This is a genomic window from Exiguobacterium profundum (assembly GCF_001909285.1).
Taxonomy (GTDB): Bacteria; Bacillota; Bacilli; order Exiguobacteriales; family Exiguobacteriaceae; genus Exiguobacterium; species Exiguobacterium profundum.
Map to the genome: position 1 here is coordinate 2,559,379 of NZ_MRSV01000001.1, position 17,381 is coordinate 2,576,759.

Annotated in this window: 12 protein-coding genes; 2 read left to right on the forward strand and 10 right to left on the reverse strand. The window is 49.0% G+C overall.

The features are described from left to right. Position 1 precedes the first annotated feature (1 nt). Complete coding sequence (gene addA / locus BBB58_RS13185) at positions 2–3,619, reverse strand: helicase-exonuclease AddAB subunit AddA (RefSeq protein WP_074037657.1); 3,618 nt, start codon at positions 3,617–3,619, stop codon at positions 2–4. Further along, positions 3,597–7,034, reverse strand: coding sequence for a helicase-exonuclease AddAB subunit AddB (gene addB, locus BBB58_RS13190; protein ID WP_074037658.1), 3,438 nt, complete (start codon positions 7,032–7,034; stop codon positions 3,597–3,599). The genes addA and addB overlap by 23 nt, the downstream gene beginning before the upstream one ends. Positions 7,035–7,192: 158 nt before the next feature. Here addB and BBB58_RS13195 point away from each other — a divergent pair, with 158 nt between their 5' ends. Continuing rightward, positions 7,193–7,573, forward strand: a complete 381-nt coding sequence (locus BBB58_RS13195; RefSeq protein WP_015880960.1) for a truncated hemoglobin — start codon at positions 7,193–7,195, stop codon at positions 7,571–7,573. A 55-nt stretch (positions 7,574–7,628) separates the two neighbouring features. Beyond that, on the forward strand, positions 7,629–8,015 hold the full coding sequence (locus BBB58_RS13200; protein WP_015880959.1) for a hypothetical protein: 387 nt from the start codon (positions 7,629–7,631) through the stop codon (positions 8,013–8,015). 28 nt (positions 8,016–8,043) lie between these two features. Here the strand turns inward: BBB58_RS13200 and BBB58_RS13205 are convergent, their stop codons facing one another. The 8 genes from BBB58_RS13205 to BBB58_RS13240 all read right to left on the reverse strand — a co-directional run bounded on the left by BBB58_RS13205 (position 8,044) and on the right by BBB58_RS13240 (position 17,306). After that, complete coding sequence (locus BBB58_RS13205) at positions 8,044–8,454, reverse strand: hypothetical protein (RefSeq protein ID WP_074037659.1); 411 nt, start codon at positions 8,452–8,454, stop codon at positions 8,044–8,046. A 127-nt stretch (positions 8,455–8,581) separates the two neighbouring features. Beyond that, entirely contained in the window at positions 8,582–11,650 is a 3,069-nt protein-coding gene (locus BBB58_RS13210) for an efflux RND transporter permease subunit (RefSeq protein ID WP_074037963.1), read from the reverse strand. Positions 11,651–11,736: 86 nt separating this feature from the next. Next, on the reverse strand, positions 11,737–12,207 hold the full coding sequence (locus tag BBB58_RS13215; protein ID WP_074037660.1) for a competence protein ComK: 471 nt from the start codon (positions 12,205–12,207) through the stop codon (positions 11,737–11,739). Positions 12,208–12,334: 127 nt separating this feature from the next. Continuing rightward, positions 12,335–13,675, reverse strand: a complete 1,341-nt coding sequence (locus BBB58_RS13220) for a sensor histidine kinase (RefSeq protein WP_244150753.1) — start codon at positions 13,673–13,675, stop codon at positions 12,335–12,337. 26 nt (positions 13,676–13,701) lie between these two features. Further along, entirely contained in the window at positions 13,702–14,364 is a 663-nt protein-coding gene (locus BBB58_RS13225; RefSeq protein ID WP_015880954.1) for a response regulator transcription factor, read from the reverse strand. Between the two features lie 313 nt (positions 14,365–14,677). After that, a complete protein-coding gene (gene copZ, locus BBB58_RS13230) occupies positions 14,678–14,884 on the reverse strand; it encodes a copper chaperone CopZ (RefSeq protein WP_074037662.1) in 207 nt (68 codons plus the stop codon). After that, positions 14,881–16,992, reverse strand: a complete 2,112-nt coding sequence (locus BBB58_RS13235) for a heavy metal translocating P-type ATPase (protein ID WP_074037663.1) — start codon at positions 16,990–16,992, stop codon at positions 14,881–14,883. The genes copZ and BBB58_RS13235 overlap by 4 nt, the downstream gene beginning before the upstream one ends. An 11-nt stretch (positions 16,993–17,003) precedes the next feature. Beyond that, complete coding sequence (locus BBB58_RS13240) at positions 17,004–17,306, reverse strand: metal-sensitive transcriptional regulator (RefSeq protein WP_074037664.1); 303 nt, start codon at positions 17,304–17,306, stop codon at positions 17,004–17,006. Between the last annotated feature and the right edge of the window lie 75 nt (positions 17,307–17,381).

The window sequence follows — 17,381 nt, forward strand, 5'->3', positions numbered from 1 at the left end:
TTTATTTAGTCGACACGGTCACGATTTCCTGCAGATCAAGCGAATAAATCAAAGTTCGCTCGACCCGAATATTCCAGATCGTCTCAATCGCCTCTCGATATAATTGTAGTTGAATCGCATATCGATCTCGCAATCGCTCATGTGCCTCTTCCCGGGAATCGGATAGATGCGTGACAGCATCCGATTTATAATCGAGAAGCACATACGAATCCCCATCGAAATACAGACAATCGATAATCCCTTGGATCAAGACATGCTCATCCGTAAAGTGTCCATCCGGATTGACGCGTTCGGCCGGCACCGTGTAGGTGAAAGGTAGCTCTCGCCATGCCGTCCCTCGCTCTAGTGCACCAGCGAGCGCTTGACCGACTTCTGTTTGGAAAAACATCTCGATATCCGGGATGGCGAGGCGTGCCGTCTCTGCCTCGATCGGACTGAGCATCCCTTGCATTTCCCATTGATTGATTTGGTCGACAATCGGTTGGTTCGGGTCAGCCAGTTGGAAAATCAAGTGTAACGTCGTCCCACGTTCCGCACCGGTCTGTTTGACTTGACGCCATTTCGGTTCCCGATAAGGGGTATCGACCGGACGTACCGGATCTTCGAAAGCGGCCTGTTCGAGTTGCATCGCCCGCTTCAGTTCGGTCACCGTCTGTTTCGCCGCCGTACGTACCGCATCCTGTGCAGGGTATTCGTAGGTCAAAGCTTGTTGTACGGCACAAATCGTCTCTTCTTCATTTTGAATCGGAAAATCGATTGCTTCAAATCGTTGGACGTGGTGCAACTGTGCCATCATCTCTTGTAGAGTCGCAATCTCCGCAAGGTCCGCTTCTCCGATGACACGATAAATCCATGAAGTCGATTCTTGGAAAGTAGAGGGAACCGTGAAGCCGAATGATTCGATAAACGAAGTGGCACTTGGAAGGCGTAAAAGCGCCGGTGCAATCCAATCGAGATACGTTTTTGCCTCTCGCCTCGCCTCACTCGCCAATAGATCTCCAGATTGACCGACCTGAAGCCACTGCTGAAGGTGTTTGAGTGGTTCGCCTACCGTTCCCACGAGAATCAATTTTTCTTTCGCACGTGTCAAGGCCACGTAAAGCACGCGCATCTCTTCCGCTTTCATCGTCGCATCTAAATCTCGTCGAATCATCTCCTTCACGAACGTCTCCGATTTCGTACGTGTCACAACGTCAATCGCATCGAGTGAGATGCCGTACTGTTTGTGGAAAATGACACGTTGCATTTGATCGCGTTTATTAAATTGTTTTCCGAGTTGGGCAACAATCGTGACCGGAAACTCAAGTCCTTTCGACTTGTGCACGGTCATGATACGAACGACGTTTTCCTCGTCCCCGAGCGACCGCGCCTCTGACAAATCTTCACCAGTATCCTGTAGTCGGTCCATCACACGTAAGAAGCGATAAAGACCTCGATAGCCACTACGCTCATAGGCTAGGGCCCGGTCATAAAGTGCCTTCAAGTTTTCCTGCCGCCCTTTTCCTCCAGGTAATCCCCCTGAGAAGTCATAAAACCCGGTGTCATTGAATAACTGTTGAATCAATTCCGACAGGCTATGATTTCGTGCATAAGTACGCCAACGGGAGAGGCGGTCAAGCATCTCGCCACATTTTACGCCAAGCTCATCATCGTCATCCGCTTTCGCCTTGAGCGCCTCATAGAAAGAATCTTCTGATTCAAGTCGAATCCGTGCCAATTCACTATCATCAAAACGGAACATCGGGGAGCGCAGCGCACCGGCAAGTGGGATGTCTTGAAGTGGATTATCAATCACTTTCAAAAGTGCCAGGATCATCCGAATCTCGGTCGCTTGAAAATACCCGCCATCCGAGTCGGTGTAGGCCGGAATATTGTACTGTGTCAAAATATCCATCAATTGCTCCACACGTTCTTTTTTCGAACGAACGAGAATCACGATATCCCGATATTCACAGTTTCGGAGTTGACCAGTTGATTCATCCGTCACTTTAAACGGTTCGTCTCCCGATACGAGTTCTAAGATGCGAGTAGCGATCGCCCGCCCTTCTACTTCTTGCTTCGATAACTCACGACTCGCGCCATCGACTAAAATAAACTCAGGGTCCGCTGGAATCGGTTCATACTCACGTCCAGGAACAAGTTGTGCCGCCTCATCATATGCGATTTCGCCGACCTCTTCGTCCATGAGCTGGACGAACAAATCATTGATCCCGTAGAGGACTTCGGAACGACTTCGGAAATTTTGAGAAAGGTCGATCCGTTTCCCTGTGTTCGCCTGTCTAAAGCGTGTCGCCTTATCGATGAAAAGACCCGGTTCTGCATGGCGGAATCGATAAATCGATTGTTTGATGTCGCCCACCATAAATAAATTCCCGATTTCCTCTCGTTCATTTGCGACCAGGTTGATGATTGTTTCTTGAATCTCGTTCGTATCTTGGTATTCATCAACGAGTACCTCAGCGAAACGTTCCTTATAGAGCGCTGCAACATCGGACGGTCCCCCATCTTGTCGTAAAATGGCGAGCGCATAATGTTCCAAGTCACTGAAGTCGACAAAGGCACGGTCGCGCTTCGCCTGCTCATAGGCTTGGGCGAACGCACGGACGGTTCGAACGAGTGTTTCAACGAGCGGTTGTTGCATCGAGACGCTCTCTAATAAGTCCGCCCCACTGACCCGAGCCTGTTCGACCGCTGCTGTCAATTTTTTCTTCGCTTGGTCGTAAGCCGGTTTGAGGATCTCGTGGTAAATCTGGTGCTCTTCTTTCTTCGGAACAGCCTTCATCGTGCCAAACTTCATCGCACGAGCCGCCGTCTCGAGTTCACTCCAGACAATGGTCTCCCCTTCAAGTTGTTCGAACGGAAAAATTGCTTGCCGGATGTTTTCAGACTGTGGCTCATACCCAGCGACCCGAAGCTCCGCTTCAAGTTTCCGAAGATCTCGTACGGCTTTTTTGATGTCATGCCACAGCATCTGTCCAAACTCAATCAGGATTGCTTCCTCATCAGGATCTTCTCCGAACGTGTACATGGATACGAGATGATCTAAATAAGCATCAGGGTTTGGGAGAGTACGCGCATAGTGATATAAGCCAAGAATCAAATCCTCGATTTCGCTGTAACCCCGGTCTGACGTATACGCATCGACAAGAGCGAAGAAATCGGTATCTTGTTTCCCGTACTCTTCCTCAAGCACTTCTTCTAAGACGTCATCCTGCAAGAGGACGAGGTCTCGTTCTTCCGCAATCTTGAACGCCGGATCCAAATCTAACAGGTAGTAGTTCTCACGAATCACCTCTAGACAAAATGAATGGATGGTCGTGATGAGCGCCCGGTTCAACATTTGTCGCTGTTTTCGGACATATTCATTTGTCGGGTCGTCGCGCAACGCCTCTTCAAGTGCCTTTGCGATTCGTCGTTTCATCTCTGCCGCTGCCGCGTTCGTAAAGGTGACAACGAGCATCCGGTCTGCCGTGAGTTCATCCGTTTCGTCAAGCAATCGACTAGACAACCGCTCGACAAGAACTGCCGTCTTTCCGGACCCTGCCGCAGCCGAGACGAGCACGTGACTCCCTCTTGCTTCAATCGCGGCGAACTGATCATTCGTCCATTTCACGGTCATCGCCTCCTAACTCCTGAAATACCTCTTCTTTCTCGAGCTTCTTCAATTTACGAGGCACATTCGAGAGCGCTTCGTCAAAATGACAGACACTCTGATACGGACACGTCTGACACGGGCGCCGTTCTTTATATTCATAAGGTTCTACGTCAATTTTTCCTTTGTACATCTCCTCGGCACTCGCTTTGACGACGTCGAACGCATGGTCCATCAACTGCTCAAGTTGAGGGGGCGTCACAATTTTCTTCAAGGTGTTGGCGTCAGGCGTACCATCTTTTTTATATTTGACCGGAATGACAATTGATTTTTTGGATGAGCCTTTCGCCGAGCGGTCCATCATCTCTAAAATTTCCGGGTCATCTACTAATAGCCCTTGCATCTGATACGACTCCAATACTTTTTGACGCGTTTCTTCTTCAGAACTAGCAGGTGGAACGAGTGGTCGGTGCACGTGGAAATAGAGCGCCGCAGCAGGTGCGACGTTCTCTTTTGTCCACACCTCTGCCTGCTCAATCAATACCTTCAAATAGATGAGCATCTGCATCGCCAGACCGTAATAAATTTCTGCAAAGTCGACTTCACGTTTACTCGACTTATAGTCGACGATTCGGACGTATAGTTGGTCGTGGACCATCGCAGTGTCCACACGGTCGATTCGACCGACTAGTTCACATGTCGCCCCGTTCGATAATGTGAACGAAACGGGTGGAAATTGTCCGCTGCCGAACGCGAGTTCAAACGCTTCCGGGTCAAAGCCGTCTCGTTTTGATTGTTCAATCAACACTTCTGCCGTCTTACTGACGACGTCCGTCAATTTTTTCTTTAAGTAGGCGTAACGATTCGAACTCATCAAGATGGCATGCTGAATCTCTGGGGTCACGAGCTCGACCGCCTGCTCCGCTAAATGGGAGCACTCGTCAGGAGTGACATCTCGCCATTCCTTTCCGTCCATCTTCACCGTCTGCGACATATGTTCGATGGTCCGGTGATACAGATTCCCGATATCCGGGGCCTCGAGTCGATACAACCGTCGTTCCTTCAGACGCAAGCCATAACTTGCGAAATGTTTGAACGGACAGGCTTGGAATGTCTCGAGACGTGAGACACTCGCCCGAATCGACGGAGTATATAAGGATTTTGCGACACGATCATCCAACGATTCCGGGATGTTTTGATAGAAGAGCGCGCTCGTCAACAACTGGAGACGTTCCCGTCCATCCGGATGCTTCAACAGTTCATTATAGACAGCAAACCACATATCTTGAATCGGATAATGACGACTCAACCGCTGAAGTTCAAGTGCCGTCACCGCCGCCGTCTGATTCACATTCGTCAAGAAGGCGAATTGATCACGTGGTCGGTGCTCACCTGCTTCAGCAAAATGAGTCTTGATGACGTTTTGGTGAAGTCGCGCCTTCAAGTCAGCGATAAACCGCGCCGGCTGAACGGCTTTCCCCGTTCTGTCGACTAGTGCGTAGCTAATGTATAAACGCTCGCTCGGTGCCGTCACAGCTTTGTATAGGTAATACGTTTCATCATCGAACAAGTGCTCTGTCGCCTTACCGGCACGAAGTCCATTCTCATGCATGAAATCCAAATCTTGATCGGTCAACAGTTTCGACTGTGTCGTGACAAGAGGAATTTGATCTTCATTCGCTCCGAGCAAGAAGACGACTTTCTTATCTATCAATCGACCACGCACATAATCCGTTATCGTCAATTGATCAAGCGAAGGTGGGATCAAGGCATAGCGAAGACTATCTAGTCCGGTGTCCATCATCTGGAGGAATAAGTCCGTCGACAACGTCTCTTCCGGAGCTGCGGCTTCTAGCTGCTCGAGCAAGTGCAAAACCGCGTCCCATACTTGAGTATGCTCACGCGCTTCGAGTAGTTCCGCCTCTTCAATCGCCTCATCGCGCCAGTGCGTCAGACAGTCTGATACACCGACACGCTCTAGAAAGGCATACATGGCGTGCGTATAAGCCTGCATCGTCTTTGCCTGTTTTAAATCTGATAGAAATGGATCAAAAGTTTCGATAACACGTTCCCGAGACCGATTCAGCTCAGCCTCAATATCGAGTTCTTCGCTCGTGAGGCGTGCTTCTTCCCCGGAACGACGACGCAACTGCCATTCGTCGTGCCAATGATAATGTTTGATCCCCCGTTCGATAACGAACGCTTCAAGCCGGTCAACGGACGTACGACGATGTACCGGATCGAGGACGACGAGTTCTGTTTTAAGGGCACGGAATACGGACTCTTCTCGATATCCACGTAGAGCGATGTCAATCGTCGCTTTCAACAGTTCGACAAGCGGGTGGTCGAGCATTGGTTGCCGTTCATCAAGGAAATAGGGCAGTCCCATCTTTTGTAGCGCCTGAGATGCCAAATCACCATATTCGTCGAGTGAACGCGATACGAGTGCGATATCCCGATAACGATATCCTTCTTCACGTGTCAGACGAATGACTTCTCGAACGGCCGCCTCCACCTCGACGGTTCGGTCGACTGCGGCATGTAAATCGATTCGGTTCTCTGAACCAGTGTAAGGTTCCGCCGTCAATTGGTCGAATGTAGCCTCTAGATAACGGAGACTCGGATGCGTATAACGATAGACGGTATCATACAGCTCGTCTCGAGAAGGAATCTGCCGTTCTGTCAACAGTTCTTTGAAACGCATGAGTGTCCGCTGCGTCGGTCCAAACAATGGATTTAGACGATACAAGGAGATAGGATCGATTGTCAGCAATACATCGACATCGACCTTCTCTGCAAGTGCAACGAGCACCGCCAACTCCTGCTCTGAAAACTCGTTGAATCCGTCCACATAGACACGCACATCCGTCAAATCTGTTTCCGGAAGGATTTGCAACATGACGTTGAAATAGTCTTCTGCATGAAGTGACTTACCTTCCGTCATCTTTAAAAATCCTTCATAGATGATGGAAAGGTCTTGTAACTTCAAAGCACGGTGCTGCGCCTGTTCGCTTAACCGCAACAAGTGCTCCGGTTCAACAAGCCCTCGCTTCAGCATCGAGATTAATTGGTTCAATTCTTCATAAAATCCGAACTGATTCATCGTACGGCGGAACAAGGTCAATCGTTCTTCGCTCATCTCGACGACCCTTCGTAACAACAAATGGGTCCCCGTCTGGTCTAAGAATTGATCTGTCGCTACACCGGCATCTCGCATCATCAAAAAAGCGAGACGACGCATCGAAAGGACTTGAATGCGCGTCGAACCATGCAAACCATCGACTGTCGCCATTTTCTTTTCCATCTCAAACGACATCTGGTCCGGTACGATCACATAAATCGTCGGCCCGCTCGGGTTTTGTTTCAGTTCTTGAATGACCTCATGGATCATTTGTTCACTTTTTCCCGTCCCCGATCGACCAACGTGAAAGGTCACTGTCATTTTAGCGAACACTCCTTCCCTTTTTTCTTCATTATGAACCATCCCCAAGCATTTGTAGAGGGAAACCTCTTCTACACCTTGTCCAAAAAAGTAACAGCCTACATCATTCCCTTTTTCGATTGAAATCGATTAGACTGAACGTATGAGGGGGAATATATGTGAGTGCCTATGAACAATTTGGAGGCGAACGTGGTGTACAACAACTCGTTGACGCGTTCTATGACCTCGTCTATGCCGATCCAATTTTACTTCCACTATTTCCGGAAGATCAAGATCGAGTCAAACAGCACCAATTTGAATTTTTAACACAGTTGCTCGGCGGTCCAAAGTTGTATTCGGAACGTCGTGGCGGTGGAAACTTGGCGATGATTCATCATGAGCATCCCATTTCTGAGACACATGCCGGCCATTGGCTTGGATGCATGGAACAGGCGCTCAAGACCGTGGATGCCCCAGAATCGATCAAACGTCAGTTATTTCAACGGTTGATCATGTCATCTTCGAATGTCGTCCGTGTTTGTTCGCATCATTTTGAGTAGTCACAACTATAAAAAGTGGGTATGATAGGAAAGTAAGCAAAGGAGGTCGTTTCACATGACAGAAGAAGAAAAAAAAGAAGTCGTCTCATCTGAGGAAGAGACGGAAGAAAAAGAAGAAACGGTAGTCCTCGCCGACGCGCTTGATGAAGCTAACGAAGCTGCTGAAGCAGAAGAAGATGAGGACGATGATGAGGATCAGCCGGAAGAGAAGAACATGGACCACATCAAAGGCGTCTTTAACTATGATCATGAAAATGGTCGTGAATACCGTGTCGTCTTTTACAACGATCGCAAAAACTTAGTGTTCCGTGAACTCGGTAATGGCAAGGTTGAATTTGTCGGCCGCTTCTCGGATGATGCATACGATGAAGAGAATGAAGCAGAAATGCGTGAACTTGGTCAACGTGAACTCGAGCGCATCCTCGCTGAACGCTTCAACTAAAAAAATCGCCGAAATTTCGGCGATTTTTTTAGTTCTTCTTATTCCGTTTCTTTTTGCGAAGTGCATAGGCGACACCGGCAATCCCACCGACGACCGCGAGTCCAGCAACGACCGGAACGAGAACACGTTTCGTCGGAATCATCTCTTTCACACGTTCATATGGCGTTGGTGTCGAGAACTCTAATTGTACGGCTGTATCGCCATGTCCATGCGCCCGCGCTTTGCGTGATGCATCCGTGACGACCACACGTCCCGTTGTCCAGCGACGATTGCCGTATTCGTCTACGTACGGACGACGTACACGTTTCACATCACGTACCACCTTCCCACGTGCGCGATCTGGTCGGACGACGCGTTCACTCGACCACGAACGGCTCCCAGTCACACTGTACGCTGGTCGTACTTTGCGGCGATTGAGCCAAGTATATGAATCGTTCATCTTCAATTCCCTCCCATACTGTTCAAAACCTCTCTTCTAATTATACCCATACAACATCACCCAAAACATGTGACAAATGGTTCAAAAAAAGATGTGACACCATACGGCATCACATCTTCAAGCTAAATCATTCTGTAAATGGTTTGTCCTTATGACGACGTTTCGCCAAAATCAGGTAGTACGCCGGGACAAGGACGAGAGTCAACACAGTTGAGAATAGAATACCCGATACGATGCCGATCGCAAGCGGTTTGAAGAGCGGGTCTTCACCAAGTGCGACTGGCAAGAGGGCAACGACTGCCGTGAGCGCCGTCAAGAGAATCGGACGAATCCGAGCGCGCCCTGCTTCGTAAACGGCGGTTGTGACCGGTAATCCTTCACGAATGCGTTGTTCGATAAACTCGAACAGGACGACTGCGTTCCGAACGACGATTCCCGCAAGTGAGACCATCCCCATCGATGCCATGAAACTGAACGGCGTCTGTGTCACGAACAATCCGACGACCGCTCCAGCAATCGCGAGATAGATTGTGAACAAGACGAGTAACGGCAACGAGAGTGAATTGAACTGGAATGCGATGATCAAGTAAATCAAGAACAAAACGACGACGAACAATGTCGCAAGTTCTAAGAAGAACTCGTTCTGCGTGTCGCTCGCACCGGACTGGTCGAACGTGATTCCTTCATCTTCTAACCCCGACTTCGCGTCATCTAACACCTGCTCGACATCTTGTTTAAATGCCTCTTCATCCGTGCCTTCGCTTGCATAGATTTGGAGTGTGACCGAGCGCTCCCCGTTCTCACGAGGAATCTGTTGAATTTGTTCCGTAGTCGTCTCCGTCACGAACGTACTGAGTGGTGCAACAGGTGGACCTGCTTCTGTTTCGACAGGAACTAAAATCTCGTCAAGGGCAAGTGCTTCGCGGTTCGCCTCTGCATCAATGACGATTTTCACGTCACGCTGTTCTACCCCGTCATCGAATGTACCAATTGGAACACCGTCTGTGACGAGACGAATTTGGTCACTGATTGTTTTAGCCGTCACGCCGGCCTGTGCCATTTCCTCACGATTCAATTCGTATGTGAGTGTTTGGAACGGTTCTTTAATATTATCGAGGACGATTGCCCCGTCAATTTCTTCAAGGTCGGCCTTCACTTGGTCACGTGCAGCCACGAGCTGATCAATCGTCTCGCTCCGCATCGTGAATTCGACAGGTGCCGATGCCGGCGGTCCTTGTTGTTGCGTATCTAGGAAGATTTCGGCATCTGGATAGTCTTCACGCAACACGTTCGTATACTTATCAATCAATTCGATGGCATCGATTGACTCGTTGTCGACACGAACGACCACTTGTCCCGTATTTTCACCAGACTGATCGAGTCCACCTGTGAATAAACCAGGAAGACCTCCACCTGCGAAGACGGATGTTTCCACGACACCCTCTTCTTCTTTGAATCTCGCTTCAATTTCTTCAAGACGTGCCTCCGTCTCGTCCAAATCGGTTTGAACGGGGAAGGTCACGCTGGTCACGACTTCCGGACGGTTCGCGGCCGGGAAGAATTCAAACGGCGTGAGTAAAATCAAACCGTACAATGCCGTCGTGATAACAAATCCAACAATCCCAAACGTCCACGGCCGCTTCGCGACACTCGGTAAAAGGCGGTCGGCGTAGAAATTACTGAGTCGGTTGAGCGGTCCACCGAGCCAACCTGGTTCACGTTTTGATACTTTCACTTCTTTACGATTCAAACGATACTGCGCGATCGGTACGAGCGTCAAACTGATGACCATCGAGGCCAACACAGAGAGGGCTAGCACCGTCGGTAAGGCGCGAATAAAGTTTCCGTTTGCGCCCGACAGCAAGGTGAGCGGTAAAAAGGCGAAGACAACTGCGAGTGTCGACGTGACAATCGAGCCCCATACCTCTTTCGTTCCTCGTACTGCCCCAAGCATCGCTGAGTCTCCATTCCGATACCGTCGTAAGATGTTGTCGTTGACGACAATCGCATCATCAACCAAAATACCCAAGGCGATGATTGCACCGATAATCGAGATTTGGTTCAAATCGACCCCAGTAAACTGTAACGGGATCAAGGCGATCAAGAATGACAACGGAATTGCCAGACTGACGATAATAGAGCCAGAGAATGTTAGACCAATCGTCGTCACGGCAATAACGGCGATAATGGCGACAATAAATTCACGAGTCAACGATGAGAAAATCGCATCGACTGCTTTCGCTTGTTCATAATAAGGAACGAGCTCAAAACCATCTAAGTCTCCAAGTTCTGTTTCGACCACGTCATTGACGCGGTCTTGCATCGTTGGAATATCCAAGCCTGATTCAATCGGAACTGTAATCGAAACAGCCGGCTTTCCGTCTAATGAAACGAGATCGGTTTTACTTTTCGCTGTCTCTTCGACCGTTCCGACGTCTGCTAGTATGACAGGTTCCCCATTGAATGAGCCGACGATGACTTGCTCCATGTCGTCTACATTCGTCAAGTTATCGATTGCTAGTTGATAAATCCCCTCTTCAGTCGATTGACGTCCGAGCGGTGTCGTCTTGTATTCTTCGTTAATGGCCGTTAACACATCAGGAAAGGCAAGTTGACGTGAACTCAGCTCTTCAGAATTAAGTGACACAACATACTCCTGCTCTGGTAACCCTTTGATCGTGACTCCCGTCACGCCATCCGTTCGCAAAAGTTTCGACTCTAATTGTTCGATGTCTGATCGAACATCCTCAAATGATTCACGATCGTCTGCTGTCAATAAGTACGATGCGACAGGTAACTGCCCGAGTGAATCATTGACCGTTGGCGCAAGCGCGTTTTCAGGAAGTTTAGGTGTCGCATCCGACAACGCTTGTCGAACGTTCGCCTGAAACTCTGCCAGATCGGTTCCATCCGCATACTCGACCGTGATGTTCGAGAACTCTGAAGCCGAAATCGACGTCACGTTCTCTACTCCTTCTAAACTACGTAGTTCCTCTTCTAACACGCCGGTAACATTCCGTTCAACCGTTTCCGCTGTCGCACCAGGATACGGTGTTTGAACGAGTACGATATTGATCCCGGTTTCAGGAATCTCACGTTTAGGGAGCTGGAAGAACGTCAGCACACCCACGACGATTGCGACGAGAAGAAACACGACAACCAGTTTCCCTCGCTCAATCATTTTTTCAAAAAACATAAAAACCCCTCGCTTTCGGATGATGTGCAAATACACATATGATATCTCTTCTTCATCATAGAGGGGTTTGTCATTGAATTCAATCCTTAAGCGTGTTGCAATGTGCTGTCATGGAAACGTTTTTGAAAAGCGTACGATAATTCGATTGACCGCTGTTTTTGTCTAGACACGGTATGGTCGGACACGTGTACCTTGACCGATTCCCCCGTCAAAAACTGAATGAGTGTCTCTTTACCATCTCTCTTGATGGCCGTCACGTGTTGAAAGTTAATCCACGCACAATCTGGACTTTCTTTGGCAATCGTCGGAAAGAAGACGGCATCCGCATGCCAATCCATGACGACCGGCGTCTTTCGATGTGGTCCGAGGACGTGTCGCGCTGCCTCGATTCGACCTTGAATGCTCGACCCGTAGTATAGACATGCATGTTCCAATAAGTCGATTGGCGACCCCTTTACCCGCATGACGCCTTCCGGTTGATACACAAGTGTCTCCGCTTCGCCAAACTCGTTAAATACAGGAATTAAAGCTCTCGTTTCATTGGTCAATCTGCTCATCTTTTCATCCCCCATAACGTATGTAGTGACTTACATGTCATTCATACCAGGATTTGATCCGCCCCGCAAATCGGCTTTCGTCTATTTCCCATGAAAAAACCAGCCGTTTCCTGGCTGGTTTTGAAAATCAAGCATTCGATTTTAAAGGTTGGTTCGACTTGAGTCGGGGAAAGTAAAATCGCACTGCAGTTCCGTCACCTGTATTTCGCAGAGACACTTCCCCTGTGTGAAGCGTCACAATTCGCTGCACGATGAACAGACCGAGTCCGAACTTCCCTTGCTTCCCTCGAGAGAATTGGTGGAACAAGTCTAAACTCTCATCAACTGGTGGCCCATCGTTAAAGATGGTGATTTCCACGCCGGCGTCATCTTGACGTAGGTCGATGCGGATGCAGGATTCCGCGTAACGGAGTGCATTGTCGAGCACGTTCTCAAACGCGACCCGAATCTGTTCACCATCGCCAAGCATCTCGCCGCCTTCTCCATTGATTTCCCAATCGAGCTGGCCTCTGAGTTTGAAGCGCGCGACGAGCAGTTCCATCAACTTGTCGAGATTGATTGGTTCGAGTTTCATTTCTTGTCCTTTGAAATATTCAAGTTTTGTAACGTACAACAAATCGACGACTTTCTTCTCGAGTCGAGACGCTTCCTCATCAATGACCTCGGCAGAACCTTTCAAATCTCCTGTCGGATAAATCCCATCCCCAATCGACTGGGCATATCCACGAATGACCATGATCGGTGTCTTTAAGTCATGGGATATATTTTGAAGCAACGCCTGTTGTGCCAGGTCTTGCTCTTTCAACTCTTTTCGCATGGCATCAATCGAATGGGCCAATTGACCGAGTTCATCTTGACGATCTAATGGTAAAGCCGTCTCCCACTGTCGATTCGAAATCTTCTCAACGGCCCGTTCCATCTCCACAATCGGTTTCGTCAGTTGACGCGACATCAGTAAAGCTGGAATCAGTGACAAGAGGCTGATGATACCTATCAGAATCGAGATTCGCCAGTATAATGTCGACACCAACTCACGACGATAGGCATCCCAAGCGTAGGAGGCTTGATACACAATCGTTCCATCGTATTCATTTTGACGAATGATGTAGTAGACGTCCTCTCCGTCAATCGTAGTCTGATACCGTTCGACCTGACCACTTTGATTTAACGCTTCCTGATACATGCGGTTCGTCAATTCAAGCGGTGCCGATCCGTAGATGATCCGTCCGTTCGGGAGAAAGATCAATTGGTTGACCGAACGGGACTCTTGTTGGCGTCGATCATACTCAATCGGGTTTTGGGGATAATTCTCTAACTCATTCGTGTTCCCTAAATAATAGTCCACATCTCGTAACGTCTCATATACTTGTTCATCGATGAACTGGGTGATGGATGAACGGACCGTAATCAAAATCATGAGCGCGAGCGTCACGATGATGAGTAAGATGAGCACCCAAATCTTCCACATGAGCCGCTTCGGTTTAAGCGCGTCCATCATGGTCTGACGAGACGGTAACCGATACCGTAAAGCGTTTCGAGCTCGAGACGGTGTAATTTTTTCCGGACACGACGCACCAAGTCATCGACGACGCGGTCCGATCCGAAGTAATCGTTCCCCCAAACACCTTCTAGAATCTGCTCACGTGACAAGGCAGAGCCCGGATGCTCGAGGAAGAGTAGTAGTAAATCGAATTCTTTCGAAGTCAAATCGATTTCTTCGTCTCCGTGCTTGATTAGACGTTTATCCGGATAAATCGTGTACTCCCCGTATTCGATATGCTCGTTCGATTTCGAACCATAGACACGATCAATCAATTTTTTGACGCGGATGACAAGTTCCCTCGGAAGAAAAGGTTTAGCGATGTAGTCATCCGAACCCATCTCAAGCCCGATGATTTTATCGATATCCTCATCGCGCGCCGAGATGAAAATCGTCGGCGTATTCGCATTGACGGCTTTGATTTGTTTCAATAATTGAAAACCATCCAGGTCCGGCAACATGATATCGAGCACCCATAAATCCGGTTGGTCTGGAATCGCTTCTTGTGCAGATGTCCCGTCCGCAAATGAGCGAACGTTGTATCCTTCTTGTTCTAGATAAGTGACGAGCATTTTGTTTAAGTTTGCTTCATCGTCGACTAAGTAGATTGTATACATTCAAGTCACCTCAACACGTTTTTTCTCATCATATCAAACAATTGTCGTGAAATGATGGGAAAGAAATGAAGTCAAAGAAAAAAGAAGGTCACGAAACCGCACCTTCTTCACCGTACTGAATTTGTTCGTAACTGTTGTGTCAAAAATGCTGCGCCCCCACTAATCAACGCCAACACTCCACTGATCATGATCATTTCCATGATGTCCGCCTCCCGTTGATACCGATTCTCATTATCAACTTAAATATAGCACACATCCTATTCATTGAATACCACAAAAAAAAAGTCCCGATTTCACTCGGGACTTACCATGATTATGCTTTTACGTCGTATCCTTGTTCTTCGACTGCTTCCACCATCGTCTCAAGTGAGACAGAATCTTGATGGATCACGTCGACTCGATGCTCTTGGAGAGATACCGTCGCTGATTCGACACCGTTCAATTCATTCAATGCCCCCTCAACGGCAGCTTTGCAATGATTACATGTCATACCTTCTACGGTTAACGTTGTTTCTTTCATGATGATGATCCTCCTTGTGTTTTTAATCGTAATGCGTTCAAGACGACAGACACCGAACTGAACGCCATCGCCGCTCCAGCAATCCATGGGGCAAGTAACCCTGCTGCAGCGACCGGGATACCAAGACTATTATAGGCAAGGGCCCAGAACAAGTTTTGACGAATGTTCTTCATCGTCAAACGACTCATATTCATCGCTCGACTTACGCCTTCAATGTCTTGCCCTACAATTGTAACATCTGCCGCCTCGAGTGCGACATCCGTACCACTCCCGAATGCGATCCCAACGTCCGCCACCGCAAGTGCCGGGGCATCGTTCATGCCGTCCCCTACCATGGCAACGCGACCGGATTGTTTCAATCGTTCAATCTGCTCCGCCTTCTCGACAGGAAGGACTTCGGCAATGACTTGACGATGCGGGAGACCAAGTTCGTCGGCAATCGCGTAGGCGACTTCTTTCCGGTCACCTGTCAATACATACACGTCACGCGTTTGGTTAAGGGCTTGCACGATTTCACGACTTTTCGGTTTCAATTGATCTTGTAGCCCGAACGCCCCAACAATCCCACTTTCATCCGCGACATAGACCGGGGTCATCGCCCCCATCGACCAATCTGGCAAGTTGTATCCAAGCTCTTCCATCATTCGAACGGACCCGATGACGAGTTCTTTACCATCCACAACCGCTTTAACACCTCGTCCGGCCAACTCCTCCACTTTCGTCACGACACCATCGCCTGCTTCCCGACCAATGGCGGCCGCCAAAGGATGTGTGGATTGTCGTTCTGCCATGACGGCGCGTCGGAGCGCTGCCTCGTCACCAAACGTTTCCACTACTTCTGGCTTCCCGTTCGTCAACGTCCCTGTCTTATCAAAAACAACGATGTTTGATTCATTGAGTGATTCGAGTTGCCCCCCACCTTTGAACAATACACCTTGTTCTGCCGCTCGTCCCGTTCCAACCATGATCGATGTCGGCGTTGCCAAACCGAGGGCACACGGACATGCGATGACAAGTACTGCGATTGATGCTCGAATAGCCGTATCGATATCATTTAACAGGAATGCCCAGACCACGAACGTGACAACACTGATGGCTACGACGATCGGTACGAAGACACCCGAGATGCGGTCAGCCTGACGTTGAATCGGCGCCTTATCCGTTTGTGCCTGTTCGACGACACGTACGATTTGAGCGAGCATCGTCTCTTTCCCGACTCGTTCCGCCCGCATGAGAATGCGATGAGACTGATTGATTGTTCCGCCGACAACTTCGGCGTCGACAGTCTTTTCTGCTGGAATCGATTCCCCTGTCAACATCGATTCATCAATGACCGTCTCTCCCTCGATGATTCGTCCATCGACCGGAATCTTCTCTCCCGGACGCACGACGAGAATGTCTCCTACTTTGACGAGTTCGACAGCGACAGACCGTTCTTCACCCTCGACAAACAGAATCGCTTCTTTCGCCTGAAGCGACAAAAGTGATTTCAACGCATCAGTCGTCTTCTCTTTCGCTCGTCCTTCTAACCACTTCCCAAGTAAGACAAGTGTGATGAGGACGGCACTCGTCTCAAAGTAAAGATGTGGATTCATCGGGTGTACGATCATTTCAAAGATGGAGTAAAAGTATGCAGCAGACGTCCCCGTCGCGACGAGCACGTCCATGTTCGCCGACCCGCTCTTCAAGCTCTTATACGCGCCTTGATAAAACTGTGCCCCGATCCAAAACTGGACAGGTGTCGCAAGGGCGAATTGCCACCATGGGTTCATCAGCCACGGGGCATGAAATCCGAGTCCTGGTATATGCGTCAGCATGACGAGGAGTAACGGGGCCGATAACAGCGCAGAGATGATGACTTTCCGCTGTAATGGACGCAGATCATGCGGCGGTGCCATTTCCACTTTTGGCTCGGCTCCGTATCCGATTTTCTCAATCCGAGCAATCAGCTCTTCTTCTGTAATGCCTTCATCGACACGAATGGTCGCCGTCTCGAGCGGAAGGTTGACCGTCGCTTCGACACCGTCCATCTTGTTCAACACTTTTTCAATTCGTGCCGAACAAGCCGCACAGGTCATTCCTTGTATGGATAACTCAACGGTTTTCATGAAATCCCTCCTTATTTTTTGATGCGGCTGACGATTGTCATCAATTCATCAATGTAAGGTTCCATGTTTTCCGTCTCACTTGCGTGAACCAAACACTTGCGCATATGACGCTCTAACAGTTGCATCTCGACTTGCTTCAGAGCGGCCTGAATGGCTGACGTCTGTGTCAAAATATCGACACAATAGCGGTCGTTCTCGACCATCTTTTGAATCCCTCGAACTTGTCCTTCGATTCGTTTTAGACGTTTCCCGAGTGCCTCCCGTTCAGCATCATCACGCGGAACGAGTGGTTGGTCATGCATAAATTCTTCCATGTTGATCACCTCACCACCAATATACCCCTACCCCGTAACAGTGTCAAATGAAAAGAATAAAAAAGAGCGAACTAA